This is a genomic window from Desulfosoma caldarium (assembly GCF_003751385.1).
Lineage (GTDB): Bacteria > Desulfobacterota > Syntrophobacteria > Syntrophobacterales > DSM-9756 > Desulfosoma > Desulfosoma caldarium.
Genome location: NZ_RJVA01000017.1, coordinates 13,445 through 28,327 on the forward strand (window position 1 = coordinate 13,445; position 14,883 = coordinate 28,327).

A 14,883-nucleotide genomic window follows, 5' to 3' on the forward strand; every position below is an offset into this window, starting at 1 on the left:
GGCGATTTCGGGAACGTCCAACTTCGGAGCCTGCTGAAAAGTAAAAAATCCCTCGCCAGGCCACAACGGGGTCTGGTCCTTTAAAAGTAACGTTGGACCGAGGCTTTATGTTTAGAGGGGCCCTCAAGCACGATGCGAGGCCATGCGGGGCTACTCCTTGAGTACGGAAAGGATCGCCCAGGCCAAAGGCCTGCAATGGAGATTTTTCGGTTTTGGAAAAGTTGGCGCGCGCAGTGTGCGAGGCCACAAAAAGGTTGGAGTATTTGGGCATGACGATGAGTCGGGGGGGATGAGCGGATTTCGGGCATGCCCACGGGCCATGGCAGGAAGGTGGGTGTGCTCAAAAGGGCGCCTTCGAAGCGGCGAAGCTTCGAAGGGATCAGGGAGACTGTACTGGAACAGGAGGTCTTTGATGGGACAGGAACGTAAGCTTCAGAAGGGCTTGGTGCCGAAGGGTGTGACACGTCGTGACTTCATGAAGTTTTGCACGATGGTGTCCGCGACCATGGGATTGGCCCCGTCTTTTGCGCCAAAGATTGCCGAGGCTTTGACGTCGGGTCCGCGGCCGCCGGTGGTGTACTTGCATTTTGCGGAGTGCACGGGGTGCACGGAAGGCGTCTTGCGCAGCACGTATCCCTGGATTGACGAACTCCTTTTAGAAACTATTTCCATGGACTATCATGAAACCATCATGGCCGCGGCGGGTCACAGTGTGGAAGAAGTGCTGCATCAGACCGTCAAGAAATATGAGGGCAAGTTCATCTGTGTCGTGGAAGGAGCCATTCCCACGGCCGACAATGGTATCTACGGCATGATCGGCGGCAAGACCATGCTGGAGATTGCCAAGGAAGTGTGCCCTAAATCTCTGGCCGTCCTGTGCATCGGAAGCTGCTCGTCCTTTGGCGGTGTTCAGGCGGCGGCCCCCAATCCCACGGGGGCAAAGAGTGTTTCCGAGGCCTTGGGCGACGCGCTCAAGGTTCCCGTCGTGAACATTCCCGGATGTCCTCCGAACCCCATCAATTTCGTCGGAACCGTCGTGAACTATCTGCTTTTCGGCAAACTTCCGGATCTGGATGCCCACAAGCGGCCTCTCTTTGCCTACGGCAAGACGGTGCACGATCAATGTCCCAGAAGGTCTCATTTTGAAAACGGAGAATTTGTCACGGAATGGGGATCCAAGGAAGCCCAGATGGGCTACTGCCTCTATGAGATGGGTTGCAAGGGGCCCGAGACCTTCAACAACTGCCCCTTGGTCAAGTTCAATGACGGGACGAGCTGGCCGGTGGAGGCGGGGCATCCGTGCATCGGTTGCAGCGAACCCAATTTCTGGGATGCCATGTCTCCATTTTACGAAACGCTTTAGCCAACAATTTAAACCGGAAACCTTAAGCTGGAAACCCGCCTCAAGGAGAGACGAAAAATGGCAGAGCGCATAGTGGTCGATCCCATTACCCGCATTGAGGGACATCTGAGGATCGAAGTCGAGGTCGCCAACGGAAAGGTGACCAACGCGTGGAGCAGTTCCACGCTGTTCCGTGGCTTGGAAATCATTCTCAAGGGCCGAGACCCTCGGGATGCATGGCTTTTCACGCAACGCGCCTGCGGCGTGTGCACCTACGTTCATGGATTGGCGTCCGTTCGGTGTGTGGATGATGCCGTGGGCGTCACCGTTCCCGACAATGCGCGGCTGATTCGAAACCTGCTCATGGGAGCCCAGTTCCTGCACGATCACATCGTGCATTTCTATCACCTTCACGCCTTGGATTGGGTGGATGTGGTCAGCGCCCTTCAGGCCGACCCCGTCAAAGCTTCCAAAATTGCCAACGACGTATCGCCCGCGCCCAAAAGTGGGCCGAGCGACTTTAAAGCCGTGCAGGCCCGATTGAAAAAATTTGTGGACAGTGGCCAGCTGGGTCTTTTTGCCAACGGCTATTGGGGCCATCCGGCCTACAAATTGCCCCCGGAAGTGAACCTGATCGCCGCCGCCCATTACCTGGAAGCCCTGCGCCAGCAGGCGCGCACCGCTCGCATGCATGCTGTCTTTGGGGCCAAGAACCCGCATCTCCAGAGCCTGGTGGTGGGGGGTGTGACCTGTGCTGCGGATCTCAACCCCGACCGGGTTTCCGAATTTCTGTATCTGTGGAAGGAAACCATGGACTTCGTCAACAACGTCTACATTCCAGACCTGTTGGCTGTGGCCGGTTTTTACAAAGATTGGGGATCCATCGGCGGGACTACCAATTTCTTAGCTTACGGCGAATTTCCACAAAGCGCCAAGGAGCCTGAAAGCCTGTTTTTCCCGCGCGGAGCTATTTTTAAACGCAACCTGGGCAAGGTGGACGCTGTGGATCCGGCCAAAATCACGGAGCACGTCAAGCACAGCTGGTACGAAGGCGACGGCGCCCTCAACCCCGCTCAGGGCGAAACCAAGCCTATGTTCACCAAACTGGATACGGCGGACCGCTACAGCTGGATGAAAGCGCCGCGCTACAACGGGGAACCCATGGAAGTGGGCCCGCTGGCTCGTGTTCTCGTGGCTTACGGCAAGGGGCACGAGCCCACGAAAAAGGCTGTGGATGGCGTCCTGAAGCATCTGGGTATTCCTGTGGAAGCTCTGTTTTCCACCCTGGGCCGAACAGCGGCTCGAGCCATAGAGACGAAGATTATCGGTGAGGCCATGGAAGGCTGGATCATGCAGTTGGTGGAAAACCTGAAGAAGGGGGATACCAAGACCTTTGAGCCTTACGAGATGCCGGAAAGCGCTCAGGGCATGGGCCTCAATGATGTGCCGCGCGGAGCCTTGGGGCATTGGATCGAGATCAAGGGCAAGAAGATCGCCAACTACCAACTGGTGGTGCCCTCCACGTGGAACTTGGGGCCGCGATGTGCCGCCAACAAGCCCGGCCCGGTGGAAGAGGCCCTTATCGGCACGCCTGTGGCCGATCCCAAGCGCCCGGTGGAAATTCTTCGCACCGTGCATTCCTTTGACCCGTGCATCGCTTGCGGCGTGCATGTGATTGATCCGCAGAGTAACCAGGTGTATAAGTTCAAGGTCGTCTAGTGCCTAGGCGCTGAAAGGTCGTGCTTTTGCAAGGGGACCCGCCCGTGACGAGGGCGGGATCCCCTTATTCTGTTCCGAGATAATGGATGTCACCGCCATGGCGCCGCAAAAGATTTTAGTGCTGGGAGTGGGCAATGTTCTCTTGAAGGATGAAGGGCTCGGAGTGCATCTTGTGCGCCGCCTTGAAGCCGCTTATGATTTTTCAGAAAACGTGCGCCTGATGGATGGAGGAACGTTGGGACTTCGGCTTCTGGACCCCATCGCTCAAGCGGACCATGTGATCGTGATCGATGCCGTCCAGAGGGGCGCGGATCCGGGAACGGTGCAAAAGATGTCCGCAGACGATTTGTCCAAAAAGGTCACGTTCAAAAACTCCATTCATCAACTGGACCTGGTGGAAACCTTGGCCTACGCGGAGGTGCTTGGCCAGCGTCCCACCTGTGTCATCGTTGGCATGGAACCTTTGGACATTGAACCGTGGGGCATCACTCTCACCCCGCCTGTCGCGGCCAACATGAAGGAGCTCGAAGTTCTGGTCTTGGAAGAAATCCAAAAGGCCGGTGGATCGTGGAGGCTCAAGGCCCACGCGCCGCAGCCGTTCGGGGAGGCGACGGATTATGTGTTTGGCGATTCCTGCGGAAATCATAGAGATTGATGACGAAATGGCCACTGTGAAGGTAGGAGGAGCGGTGCGCAAGGCTTCCTTAACGCTTCTGCCCGAACAAGTGTCCGTGGGCGATTATGTCATCGTCCATGCGGGCTTTGCCCTGCACAAGGTGGATCCCCGCGAAGCGGAAGAATCTTTGCGCCTACTTCGCGAACTGGCCTCTCATGCGTAACGGCGCCGAACGTTTTTTGCCGTTTCAAAAATCGGCATGGCCCGGAGTGCGCGGAAAGGGAATGACCTCTCGAATGTTTCCCAAGCCGGTGACGAATTGCACGAAGCGTTCTAACCCCAGGCCGAATCCGCAGTGGGGGGCTGAGCCGTATTCGCGCAGTTCTAGATACCACGCGTAGGATTCTAGGGATATTCCCTTGCGGTTCATTTGTTCCAAGAGCATGTCCCGCCGTTCTTCCCTTTGCGATCCGCCGATGATTTCTCCCACGCGAGGTACCAGAACATCCATAGCGGCCACCGTTTTTCCGTCGTCATTGACCCTCATGTAAAAGGGTTTGAGGTCTCGAGGAAAGTTAATGACGGCCACGGGCCTTCGGAATGCCTTTTCCGTCAAATACCGTTCGTGTTCCGACTGCAGATCGGATCCCCATTCCGCGGGAAAATTAAAAGGCTCCTTGGATTTCTTGAGAAGATTGACGGCCTCGGTATACGAGATGACTTCAAAGGGCTGTTCCTTGACAGCCTTCAAAGATTCGAGGAGGCCGGGTTCCACGAATCGCGCAAAGAACTGAAGGTCATCCCACGAATGCTCCAAAAGGTCTGATACCACATACTGAAGGCACCGCTGGGCCAGGGCCAGGTCGTCGTCCAGGTCGGCAAAGGCCATTTCCGGTTCCACCATCCAGAACTCCGCCAGGTGGCGGCTGGTGTTGGAATTTTCGGCTCGAAACGTGGGGCCAAAGGTGTAGACTTTGCCGAGGGCCAAGGCATAGATTTCCGCTTGCAGTTGGCCGCTGACGGTGAGGAACGTAGGTTTATGGAAAAAATCCTGCGCATAAAGGGACTCGTCGTTGGCATGCTCCAATTCGGTCGGATTCAGCGTGGTCACGCGAAAGACATCGCCGGCCCCTTCACAGTCGCTGGTGGTGATGATGGGCGTATGAACATAGAAGAAACCCTCTTCTTGGAAAAAGGTGTGAAGGGCGTAGCTTAGGCGGTTTCGAATGCGGGCCACGGCCCCGAGGGTATTGGTGCGCGGTCGCAAGTGCGCAATGGTTCGCAAAAATTCAAAGCTATGGCGCTTTTTCTGCAAAGGATACCGTGCCGGATCGGTCCATCCGTAGAGCAGAATGTCCCGGGCCAGCAGCTCGACGCTTTGTCTCTTACCGGGGGAAGGGGTCAGTGTGCCGCGAACTTCCACGGAGGAGCCGGTGGTCAGCCGTTCCACGAGGGCGGCTAGGTTTGGGCGATCCCTTTCCAAAACCACCTGCAGGTTGGTGAGGCATGAGCCGTCGTTGACTTCCAGAAAGCTGATGCCCGCTTTGGAATCTCTACGCGTTCGAACCCAACCTTGAACCACCACGTCTTTTCCCTGAAACGCCGAGGTGTTTCTCAAAATGTGCGCGATGCGAAGGGCCTTGTTCATGGGTACCGAAACCTCCCTTGATGGAAATCAAACCCATGGCTCTGCGCGCGACCTGGCCATGGGAGGTCATGAGCACCGCTTTTTTTTGAAAAGCGGGTGAAAAAAGATTCTTCACCGCTGTCCTTGCGGCCTTTGACGAATCGCCATGCCTCCACTGAGGGCACCGCGGTTTTGGGACTCTCTCAAAATCCCATGCCTAAATACCCGTGGGTTGCTTCGCTGGCTGGATTTTGATAACGGTGCCCACGAAGCCATGGGCAAGGACCGGCAATGCCGCACGGCGAATCAAGCACGTCATAGAATGGAAGGCCACGAATTGGCAAGGAGAATCCCCATGGGGGAGGATGAGAAGGCATTCTGGCGCCGACGTTTTTTGTCGGGGCGAACCCCAAAGGCCTGTCGGAACGGTCCCTGCGTGTGGTTTCATGCGGCATCGGTGGGGGAAGTTACGGGAGGTCTCGGAGTCATAGGCCGCCTGCCCGATGTGGATCCTCAGGTTGAAGTGTTTCTTTCCGTGGGCACACCCCAAGGTTATCGCTTTGCGAGATCTCACGTGCCTAAAAACGTTCAAGTGTTCGAAGCCCCCATGGATGTGCCTTGGGCCGTATGGCGCACTGTTACATCTCTTCGCCCCGACGTTTTTGTGACGTTGGAAAGCGAATTTTGGCCGCTGTTGCATTGGTGTTTGAGAAAGCATGGGATTCCTGTGGTGCTTCTAAACGGGCGCGTCTCCGAAAAGTCCTGGCGGCAGTATCGACGTTTTTTTTTCATCTTTGGCCATGTTTTTCGTTCCATTCAATGGGCTTGCGTCAACACCGTCGAGGATCAGCAGCGACTTGTGACCCTTGGGGTTTCGCCGCAGCGAATCACCGTGACGGGTTCCGCCAAGTACGACACGTTAACGCACCGAGCTGATCCCTCTTTAGTCGAAGCATGGCGCCGGCGACTTGGGCTCTCTTCAGAGGCTCCCGCACTGGTGGCAGGAAGCCTGCGCGGAGAGGAATGCCAGGCCCTCTTGGAAATTTTTATCAAGCTGAAGCGGGAATGTCCTCGCCTGGTGGGCATTTTTGCGCCACGTCACCTGGACAGGGTAGCGTCCATGATCGCATGGCTTCAAGGTCATGGCGTGCCTTATGACCTTCTGTCTTCTTTTCTTTCAAACGAGTCGCAGCGCCGGCAAAGCGACTGTCTCGTGGTGGACGGCATCGGGCACCTTTTTGAACTCTATGGCCTGGGCCACTTCATTTTTTGCGGAGGCACTTTGGCCCCCGTGGGAGGCCACAACATCGTGGAACCCCTCGCATGGGGAAAGACGGTTTACTATGGACCGCATGTGGAAAAGGTGTGGGAAGAACAGGTCGTATTGCAGCGGCATGGTGCCGGAATCATGGTGCACAGCCCCGAGGATCTGTATGGGCGGTGGCGCCATGCCCTTCTCTCAGGGGCCTTTGGTGGGTGGAAAAAGGATGCGGCGCGCAAGGCCCTCGAAGAACTTGGCGGAGCGGCCGAACGGCAGCTGACGAGCCTTCAGCCTTTTTTGTGGCGCGCCAAAGCCCAAGAGGCATCGAAATGAGGGACTCAAAACCAAGGGGCTCAAAAAGGGGTAAAGCGCACTTTTTTTCTGCCGGGCCTTGACAACGGAGACTTTTCGGCCGCGGACGGCCCAGTAGGCAGGGACATGACCATGGAACGACTCATTGAGATCTTGCACGCGTACAAAAAAGGGGCGACCGATCTGGACCAGGTTTTGGATTTTCTTCGGCGCTTACCTTTTGAGAATTTGGGCTTTGCGCGAGTGGATCATCATCGACCATTGCGCCGGGGTTATCCCGAGGTGGTCTACGGAGAGGACAAGGACGCCTCGCAAATCCTTCACATTTTGCAAGCCATGGCCGCCACGGGGACTCCCTTGTTGGTGACTCGAGTCCATGAAGAAAAGGCCGCGCAAATCTGTGCCGCCATGCCTGATATGCAGTATGAGCCCAAAGCGCGGGTGTTGTACAAAAAAGGGCCAATTTCGGAACATGCCGTTGCACAAAGGCTTCCGGTTCAAGTCTTATCGGCAGGTTCTTCCGATATTCCTGTGGCGGAAGAGGCCGCGGTGACGGCTGAAGTACTGGGCCAGAAGGTTCAGCGTTTTTATGATGTGGGCGTTGCGGGTCTTCATCGCCTGCTCCATCTGCTGGATGAGCTGTCCAAGGCTGCGGTCTATGTGGTGGTGGCCGGCATGGAAGGGGCTCTTCCCAGTGTTGTGGCCGGTTTGGTTAAGCGTCCGGTGATCGCCGTTCCCACGAGCATCGGCTATGGAGCCTCTTTCAGAGGTCTTGCTCCTTTGCTGGGCATGTTAAACAGTTGTGCTCCCGGAGTGGCCGTGGTAAACATCGACAATGGCTTTGGAGCCGGCTATCTGGCGAGTATGATTGCCGATATGGCCAATGCTTGGAAACATGAAGATTCTGCCGGTTCAGGAACGTCATAAGGAGAAGGTATGGCACGGGATTGGCGACCCAACGTACGGGAAATGTCCGTCATCTCGAGGCTGGACCAGGCCAAAGAGCTGCAGCGTGTGCGGGCCCTGCAGCTGCTTCGGCACCATGTGGACGACCTCAGCGGGCGCATCGCCATGAAACTCATCGAAAACAAACTGGTAGAAACCACCAGCAAAAACGAACTGGAGGAGCAAATCCATCGTTGCCTGTCCAGCCTGCTTACGTCGGAGGAGTTCGAGGTCCAGTACCAGGTGGCCAACATTCGAGACCTTGTGCCTCGTCCCCATTTTGTGAGTCTCTTTGTCACGGCGTATATTATCGAAAAGCTCATCGATCACCGTTGTATCGTGGACATCTATGGCACCGATGAAGAAATTTACCGGTGCGTCAATGCTCAGGTGACACGACTGATTCCTCTCCAGTAGCCTATCTTTCACAATCGCACCAATAGATCACATCGGCGCATGAGCTGTTCCATACGGCGACGTTCCTGAAGGGAAAAAGCGTCCAAACCCAGAGTGCACCCGTAGTATCCGTTGACCACGCGTGTGGAAAAACCGTTTAACCATGCCAACAAGTTTTCCGCGGGTCTTCCTTGCACATAGAGGGAGACGTCATTGACGAAGACGGCAGGCACATGCGCCTCCAGCACTTGGGCGAAAAGCGACTCAATGCGTTGCGCATTTTCCTCGGCAAGCTTCCACCGCTCTTCCACGGTGAAGGCCTGAAGCCTTGGTGCGGTAAGCTCGGTGGAAAAGTAAAAAGCCCGCTGTGAATCGATAGGCACCAAGCGCCCTCCGATACCGGGTCGAAAGGCGGGATGTGGGCTGGCGTGGGGAATACGGGGTGCCAGATCCACGACGGCGACGGGTTCTGGAAAAGTGTGCGTGTAGGCGTGAAGCAGTCGAGCTGTCAAGGTCGTTTTCCCTCGGTTGACGTCGCCCACGATGAGCACGAAACGGCCGCGGCATTCCTGCGCGGTGGGCATTTCCGGCATCATGTCTGAAACCTTTCCCAAAACCACAAGGCCAAAGCCACCACGAATCCCAGAGCGGCCAACAGAACGTCGTGAAGAGAGAGCGGGCTTAGGCGAGGGTTGCTTTTCGGGGTGCGACCAAACCCTCTGGATTCCATGGCCATAGCCAAGTTTTCCGCCAAGACAAAGGCTTGAACCAGCAGAGGCATGACCAGTGCCAAGAGCCGACCCACATTGCGCAGCCGAAAGCGCACGTCGATACCTCGCGCGGTCTGGGCGTCATAAATGTGTCGAAGGGAACGGCCCAGCAGGGGGACATAACGCAGGGAGGTCATGAGAATAAACACTAAAGAATACGGCACCTTCATGGCGCGCAAGGTGACGGCCCATTCTTCCGCATCCAATGTTTGAAAGAACATCGCCGAAGCCGCGAAAAGATTGGTCAGTCGCAGGGATAGATGCACCGCCGTTTCCAAATCGAGCGCCAGCGCAGCCATGACGAAAACCAGACTCACCATGGGCCAGGCGAGACGGAACGAAGAGAGTCGCCGTTTTGCCCGGGAGAAAATGAAAAGCGCAACGGCGAGAAGGAGACTTTCGATCAGGAGCACCGCTAGGGTTTTTGTCAGGAGAACCACTATAATGGCCAGCAGTCCCAAGAAAAGGCGCACCCTGGGATCCAGGCGACATGAAGTGTGGCGTGTGGTCTTGGACAGGAATGCCGTCATGGATTGTCCCTTGCAGAATGCATGCACTGGTCGTCCTCCACGAGTCGACCCTGCTGCAGCACCAGGCGGCGTTGGCACGTGGCGTGAGCAAAATCCGCATCATGGGTGACCACCACAATGGCCATGTGCCGCTCCGAAGAGAGCTTTCTGAGCCATGCAGACAGTTCCTGGCGGAATCGACCGTCTTGTCCTGCCGTGGGTTCGTCCAGAACGAGCACCTGTGGGTTCATGGCAAGGACCGAGGCCAGAGCGACGCGTTTTTTTTCTCCTTCACTGAGTCGATACGGGCTGTGGTCCTTGAGTGAAGTCAGGCCGAAGAGATCCAAGGTGTAAGTCAGCCAGGTGGAATCCACAGGAAACCCCTTCTTTTGCAGAAATTTGGGTCCCGCCCATACTTCGTCTTCGACGCGGACTTTGAAGAATTGGTCGTTGGGGTTTTGAAAGCTCACCCCGATGTACTGCGCTCGCTGTGAAGGAGGCATGGTGTGAATGGGCCGACCGCACCAGAGAGCCAATCCATCATGGGGTTTGAGTAGGCCACCCAGAATTTTGACCAGGGTTGTTTTTCCGGATCCGTTAGGTCCGGTGATGGCCACCCGCTCTCCGGCGGTGAGCGTCAAGGATACCTTGTCCAGGATCGGCCTTTTTTCTCGATAAAAGCTCACATCCAAGAGTTCCACCAGATCCTGCTGGCCGTTATGAAGGGGCTCTTGTGTCGGTTTGGCATAACGCGGCAGAATGCCCACATCCATCATCTGGCCATGGGCTTTTTCGGGGGCACCGTCAAAGCAAACGCGGCCGGATTCCATGACAAGGCATCGGTTTGCTCGAAAAGCGAAATCATCCACCACATGTTCGGCCACAATGACGCTTGTACCTAAACGAAGAACGCCTTCAAGGGCCTGCTGAACACGCTGCCGGTTTGGCGTGTCCAGATGGGCAAAAGGTTCGTCCAGCACCAGAAGTCGAGGTCGAAGGCACAGGGCGGAAGCAAGGGCAGCCAGTTGCTTTTCTCCTCCGGAAAGATCCTGAGGGGCTCGATGCCTTAGCGGTTCGATGCCCAACAAGGAGAGAACTTCATCGATGACGTGCGGGAACAAAGACCTTGGCGTGATGGATCTTTCTAGGGAAAAGAGAAGCTCTGCTTCCACGCTGCTGCAGAAAAGGTAGGCGTCTGTGTTTTGAAGCACCAGAGCCACCTGCTCGGTCAAGACGGCCGGAGGAGTTTCTGGAATGGATTGGCCGCAGACTTGTCCGCTTCCCTCAAAGTGGCCTCCAAAAAAATGAGGCACCAACCCGTTGAGCACGTAGGTTACGGTGGATTTTCCCGACCCGCTGGGCCCCAAAATGAAGACGAACTCCCCCTCCCGCACATTCAGGTCAATGTGGTCCAAGGCCCACGAGGACCCTGTCTGGCGGCCCGGATAGCAATACGCCACATTTTTCAGGTGAATCACGGCTGCCAGAGGCCTCCCTTGCGCAAGAGATGCAAGGCGGCCAGTCCAAGAAGGGAACCTCCGAGAGTGCTCACGCTAAAGGCGATTATGAGTGTGATCAGGGGCATGGTCTTGCCCATAAAGACGGGAGCCACAATCCAGACACTGACCAGGGCGCCCAAGATGCCCGTGCCCACGACTTCACCGAGGGCGGCGGCGTACATATTTTTTGTGGCCTTGTAAGCGAGGCCGGCCAGCAGGGCTCCAATCATGCCACCGGGAAAGGCCAGTATCGTGCCAAGGCCCAAAAGATTGCGAAGAACCGCAGCGGTGGCCGCCACCAACAGCGCGTAGCCTGGGCCCAGCATAACGGCACTCATGACGTTGATCATGTGCTGAGCGGGGAAACACTTGGCAATGCCTACAGGAATGAAAATGGGAGACAAGGCCACGGCCAGGGCCACAAAAACAATTGCTGTGGCCATGTTACGGGTTTGCATGATTCCCCTCCCCTGCATACCAAAACCCAAGGCGCACCCCTCTCGTGGTGCCCGGCTCTTGCCTTTATCCTGCGCGCTTTCATAGCATGGGCCCGTTCAAAGCGCAACGAACCATCCACGAGCTTCCGTGCATCGGCAGGCCGCGTCGCCCCAGCTCATTGTGGCCGGTTTGGTTGACAGGCAAGGCAGGGGAAGGCTATGGTAGTGAACATGTTTTCGAAATGATAAGCAAAAGGGAGTGAAATACGGCGCTTTTTTCAGTTGACCGGGCCGCGGCGCCAAGCGGGTGAGTGGAGCATGGCGTATGGGAAAGAACATTGGTTTTGTATCCACAAGATTTGCCGGAACAGACGGCGTTTCTCTGGAAGCCGCCAAATGGGCGCAAATGCTTTGGGATCACCGGCATGTGTCCTACTGGTTTGCAGGCGTTTTGGATCGAAACCCTGAGGTGAGTTTTTTGGTTCCGGAAGCTTTTTTTGATCATGAAGAAAACCAGTGGATCAACCGCCGCGTCTTTGGTGTTCAAAAGCGCACGCCATACATCACCGGCCGCATACATGCTCTCAGAGAATATTTGAAGATCAAGCTCTATGAATTCATTGCCCAATACCACATTGATATTCTCATCGTGCAAAATGCCGTCACCATTCCCATGCACATTCCCTTGGGATTGGCCATCACGGAACTGGTGGCCGAATCGGGCATCCCTACGGTGGCACATCACCACGATTTTTATTGGGAGCGCACGCGCTTTTCCGTAAACGCCATTCAAGATTATCTTCAGATGGCCTTTCCGCCCAAACTGCCCAACATTCAGCATGTGGTCATCAATTCCATTGCGCAGGAAGCGCTGGCGTTGCGCACGGGCATTTCTTCCATCGTCATTCCCAACGTTTTGGACTTTGAGAATGAACCGCCCGTGGACTGGGAATTTACCAAGGGGTTTCGGTCGGAACTGGGTTTTAGCGACGATGATATCTTGTTCCTGCAGCCCACTCGAGTGGTCCAGCGCAAGGGGATCGAGTATGCCATCGACCTGGTTCACGCTCTGGGGGATCCGCACGTGAAACTCATCATTACCCACGCCGCCGGCGATGAGGGTCTGGACTACTATCAATGGCTGCAGGATTATGCTGCCGACCATAACGTGGACATGCGCGTCATTTCTTATCATGTGAGCGACAAGCGAGGCTGGAACGAAGACGGGAGCAAGCGTTATTCCCTTTGGGATGTCTATCCTCACTGTGATTTTGTCACCTACCCCAGCACGTACGAAGGCTTTGGCAATGCTTTTCTGGAAGCTATTTATTTTCGTAAGCCCCTGCTGGTCAACCGCTATGATGTATTTGTGCGAGATATAGAGCCGCAGGGCTTTGATGTGGTGGTCATGGACGGCTATGTGTCGGATCGGGTGGTTCGAGAGGTGCGGGAGATTCTGGATTCGCCAGAGCGGCGTCAGCGCATGGTGGATCACAACTACGCCGTGGCCACGCGGCATTATTCCTATGCGGTGTTGCGAAGGCGCCTGGCCTTTTTGATTTCAAACTTTTTCGGCATAGAAATTTAGGAGCGGTCTGTGCCTGCTCTTATGAATCGATTCGGTGGGCGGGCAGCAAAGCGCGATATGGCACTACAGCTCGCGCCGTTCCCATACGAGACTTTCTCAAACTATCGAGGAGAGGGCCTTGCGGGAGCGAGGTGGAGGTGAAAGCAATGATTGCGGTGATCATGGCCGGAGGATCCGGAACCCGGTTTTGGCCCTTGAGCCGAGCTTCCTATCCCAAGCAGTTCTTGCACATTATTGAGGGCAAACCCCTGCTTCGCGTCACCTACGAGCGCATTCGGCTTCTTTTTGACGATGAGCGCATTTTGGTGGTGGTCGGGGCCGATCATGAAGCGGAAACCCGACGCCTTCTCGCCGACACAGGCGTTCACGTTTTGGTGGAACCCTTTGGTAGGAACACGGCGCCCTGTGTGGGTTTGGCTGCACGGTATGCCACGTGGAAGGGTGTGCGTGAGCCGATGGTCATGCTTCCGGCGGATCACTACATTGCTGACGTCCAGGCCTTTTGCGACGCCATTGAGAGGGCCGGTGTGTTGAGTGCCAAGGGTGGCATTGGCACCTTGGGCATAGTGCCCACTCGGCCGGAGACGGGCTACGGGTACATCGAAGCGGCCTTGAACGAACCCGTAAGCGATGGGGTTTACGCTGTGGTGCGATTCGTGGAAAAGCCGCCACCGTCCGTAGCCGCCACCTACTTTCAAAGCGGTCGTCATTTTTGGAACGCGGGCGTCTTTGTGGCCACCCCGCAGACCCTTCTGGAGGAATTTGCGGAGCATATGCCGCGGTTTGCCGAGCGGTTGCAGACCTTGGACGCGGTTTTTGGAACCCCGCGCTTTGCCGACGTTTTGGCCTCCATTTACCGAGACGTGGAAAACATCTCCTTTGATTACGCCATTATGGAAAAGACTCGACAACGGGTTTTTGTCGTCCCGGTGCACTGCGGCTGGAGCGACGTGGGCTCCTGGGCTAGTCTTTACGAAGTGCGCCGAAGGGATGAAGGGGATGGGGAGGGCAACATCGTGCAAGGGGACGCATTCACAAAGCAGTGCCGGGAATGCTTTGTGGTGTCTGAAGGGCATCGGTTTGTGGCGGTCTTGGGTCTGGATCGCGCCCTGGTGGTGGATACCGCCGATGCTCTTCTGGTGGCAAGCCTCGAAAGAAGCCAGGATGTGCGGTCCATTGTGGAGTTCTTAAAAGGTCATGGACGAGAAAAGCTTCTATAGGTATTGTCCCCATTGCGGAGCGCCGGTGGAGCGAACCCGTCACGGTCGGCTTCGGTGCGCGGCCTGCGATGAGGTGTTTTATCGAAATCCCACAGTGGGTGTGGCGGTGGTGGTTTTGGAAAACCAGCAGCTTCTCATGGTGCGTCGACGCGGCCGGTATGCGGGACGGTGGTGCATTCCCTGCGGCCATGTGGAATGGGGCGAAGACGTGCGGGAAGCCGCCGCCAGAGAGCTTCTGGAAGAGACGGGTCTGCGCGTGGCCGTGGGCCCCGTCCTGGCGGTCCATTCCAATTTTCATGATCCGGCACACCTGACGGTAGGTGTGTGGTTTTTCGGCCGTCGCTTAGAAGGCATGCCGCAGGCGGGATCCGATGCGGATGATGTGGGATTCTTTCCCTTGACCCAATTGCCGGAACCTCTAGCCTTTCCGACGGATGCTAAGGTCTGCGCTCTTTTGCAGCATCACGCGCAGCAAGGGACGCTAGAGTCTTGGATACAGTGTTTGCACAGCGGGCTGGACAGGTCAAAAAGCGGGTCGTGTGTTTGACAAAGTCCTTTGAACAAGCGTCATCAGCTGCAAAGGCCCGTGGCGTCTTGTAAGATTCTTAAAAAACAAAACCTTCTTGAAGTCGATGAAAGGAA

At 56.1% G+C, this 14,883-nt stretch carries 15 protein-coding genes; 10 read left to right on the forward strand and 5 right to left on the reverse strand.

Translation table 11 applies throughout. From position 1 onward, the window contains the following. Window positions 1-412 precede the first annotated feature (412 nt). The 4 genes from EDC27_RS15265 to EDC27_RS15280 all read left to right on the forward strand — a co-directional run bounded on the left by EDC27_RS15265 (window position 413) and on the right by EDC27_RS15280 (window position 3,900). Complete coding sequence (locus tag EDC27_RS15265; protein WP_123291507.1) at window positions 413-1,363, forward strand: hydrogenase small subunit; 951 nt, start codon at window positions 413-415, stop codon at window positions 1,361-1,363. A gap of 57 nt (window positions 1,364-1,420) precedes the next feature. Then, window positions 1,421-3,061, forward strand: a complete 1,641-nt coding sequence (locus tag EDC27_RS15270) for a nickel-dependent hydrogenase large subunit (protein WP_123291508.1) — start codon at window positions 1,421-1,423, stop codon at window positions 3,059-3,061. A 97-nt stretch (window positions 3,062-3,158) separates the two neighbouring features. Beyond that, window positions 3,159-3,716, forward strand: a complete 558-nt coding sequence (locus tag EDC27_RS15275; RefSeq protein ID WP_123291582.1) for a HyaD/HybD family hydrogenase maturation endopeptidase — start codon at window positions 3,159-3,161, stop codon at window positions 3,714-3,716. Further along, entirely contained in the window at window positions 3,679-3,900 is a 222-nt protein-coding gene (locus EDC27_RS15280; RefSeq protein WP_123291583.1) for a HypC/HybG/HupF family hydrogenase formation chaperone, read from the forward strand. Before EDC27_RS15275 ends, EDC27_RS15280 begins: the two co-directional genes overlap by 38 nt. 24 nt (window positions 3,901-3,924) lie before the next feature. Here the strand turns inward: EDC27_RS15280 and asnS are convergent, their stop codons facing one another. Further along, window positions 3,925-5,325, reverse strand: a complete 1,401-nt coding sequence (asnS, locus tag EDC27_RS15285) for an asparagine--tRNA ligase (RefSeq protein WP_123291509.1) — start codon at window positions 5,323-5,325, stop codon at window positions 3,925-3,927. A 334-nt stretch (window positions 5,326-5,659) separates the two neighbouring features. Here asnS and EDC27_RS15290 point away from each other — a divergent pair, with 334 nt between their 5' ends. The 3 genes from EDC27_RS15290 (at window position 5,660) to EDC27_RS15300 (ending at window position 8,239) form a co-directional block, all read left to right on the forward strand. Continuing rightward, window positions 5,660-6,898: a 3-deoxy-D-manno-octulosonic acid transferase gene (locus tag EDC27_RS15290; protein WP_170161864.1), complete on the forward strand. Its 1,239-nt coding sequence runs from the start codon at window positions 5,660-5,662 to the stop codon at window positions 6,896-6,898. Window positions 6,899-7,009: 111 nt separating this feature from the next. Next, on the forward strand, window positions 7,010-7,804 hold the full coding sequence (larB, locus tag EDC27_RS15295) for a nickel pincer cofactor biosynthesis protein LarB (protein WP_211334934.1): 795 nt from the start codon (window positions 7,010-7,012) through the stop codon (window positions 7,802-7,804). A gap of 9 nt (window positions 7,805-7,813) precedes the next feature. Beyond that, window positions 7,814-8,239, forward strand: a complete 426-nt coding sequence (locus EDC27_RS15300) for a hypothetical protein (protein WP_123291512.1) — start codon at window positions 7,814-7,816, stop codon at window positions 8,237-8,239. A gap of 8 nt (window positions 8,240-8,247) precedes the next feature. Here the strand turns inward: EDC27_RS15300 and EDC27_RS15305 are convergent, their stop codons facing one another. Genes EDC27_RS15305 through thiW form a run of 4 tightly spaced genes read right to left on the reverse strand, consistent with a single transcriptional unit; the run spans window position 8,248 to window position 11,454 of the window. Continuing rightward, the gene (locus EDC27_RS15305; RefSeq protein WP_123291513.1) at window positions 8,248-8,814 is read right to left on the reverse strand and encodes a hypothetical protein; all 567 of its coding nucleotides are present in this window, start codon (window positions 8,812-8,814) and stop codon (window positions 8,248-8,250) included. Further along, window positions 8,811-9,518: an energy-coupling factor transporter transmembrane component T family protein gene (locus EDC27_RS15310; protein ID WP_123291514.1), complete on the reverse strand. Its 708-nt coding sequence runs from the start codon at window positions 9,516-9,518 to the stop codon at window positions 8,811-8,813. Before EDC27_RS15310 ends, EDC27_RS15305 begins: the two co-directional genes overlap by 4 nt. Further along, window positions 9,515-10,975 carry an ABC transporter ATP-binding protein gene (locus EDC27_RS15315; RefSeq protein ID WP_123291515.1) on the reverse strand — a complete coding sequence of 487 codons (1,461 nt, stop codon included), beginning with the start codon at window positions 10,973-10,975 and terminating at the stop codon, window positions 9,515-9,517. Before EDC27_RS15315 ends, EDC27_RS15310 begins: the two co-directional genes overlap by 4 nt. After that, window positions 10,972-11,454 carry an energy coupling factor transporter S component ThiW gene (gene thiW, locus EDC27_RS15320; protein WP_170161865.1) on the reverse strand — a complete coding sequence of 161 codons (483 nt, stop codon included), beginning with the start codon at window positions 11,452-11,454 and terminating at the stop codon, window positions 10,972-10,974. Before thiW ends, EDC27_RS15315 begins: the two co-directional genes overlap by 4 nt. A 304-nt stretch (window positions 11,455-11,758) precedes the next feature. On the opposite strand from thiW, the gene EDC27_RS15325 reads away from it, so the two are divergent. The 3 genes from EDC27_RS15325 to EDC27_RS15335 all read left to right on the forward strand — a co-directional run bounded on the left by EDC27_RS15325 (window position 11,759) and on the right by EDC27_RS15335 (window position 14,788). Further along, on the forward strand, window positions 11,759-13,021 hold the full coding sequence (locus EDC27_RS15325; protein WP_123291517.1) for a glycosyltransferase family 4 protein: 1,263 nt from the start codon (window positions 11,759-11,761) through the stop codon (window positions 13,019-13,021). A 146-nt stretch (window positions 13,022-13,167) separates the two neighbouring features. Next, window positions 13,168-14,241, forward strand: coding sequence for a mannose-1-phosphate guanylyltransferase (locus tag EDC27_RS15330; RefSeq protein WP_123291518.1), 1,074 nt, complete (start codon window positions 13,168-13,170; stop codon window positions 14,239-14,241). Further along, window positions 14,219-14,788, forward strand: a complete 570-nt coding sequence (locus EDC27_RS15335; protein ID WP_123291519.1) for an NUDIX hydrolase — start codon at window positions 14,219-14,221, stop codon at window positions 14,786-14,788. The genes EDC27_RS15330 and EDC27_RS15335 overlap by 23 nt, the downstream gene beginning before the upstream one ends. The last annotated feature ends 95 nt before the right edge of the window (window positions 14,789-14,883 follow it).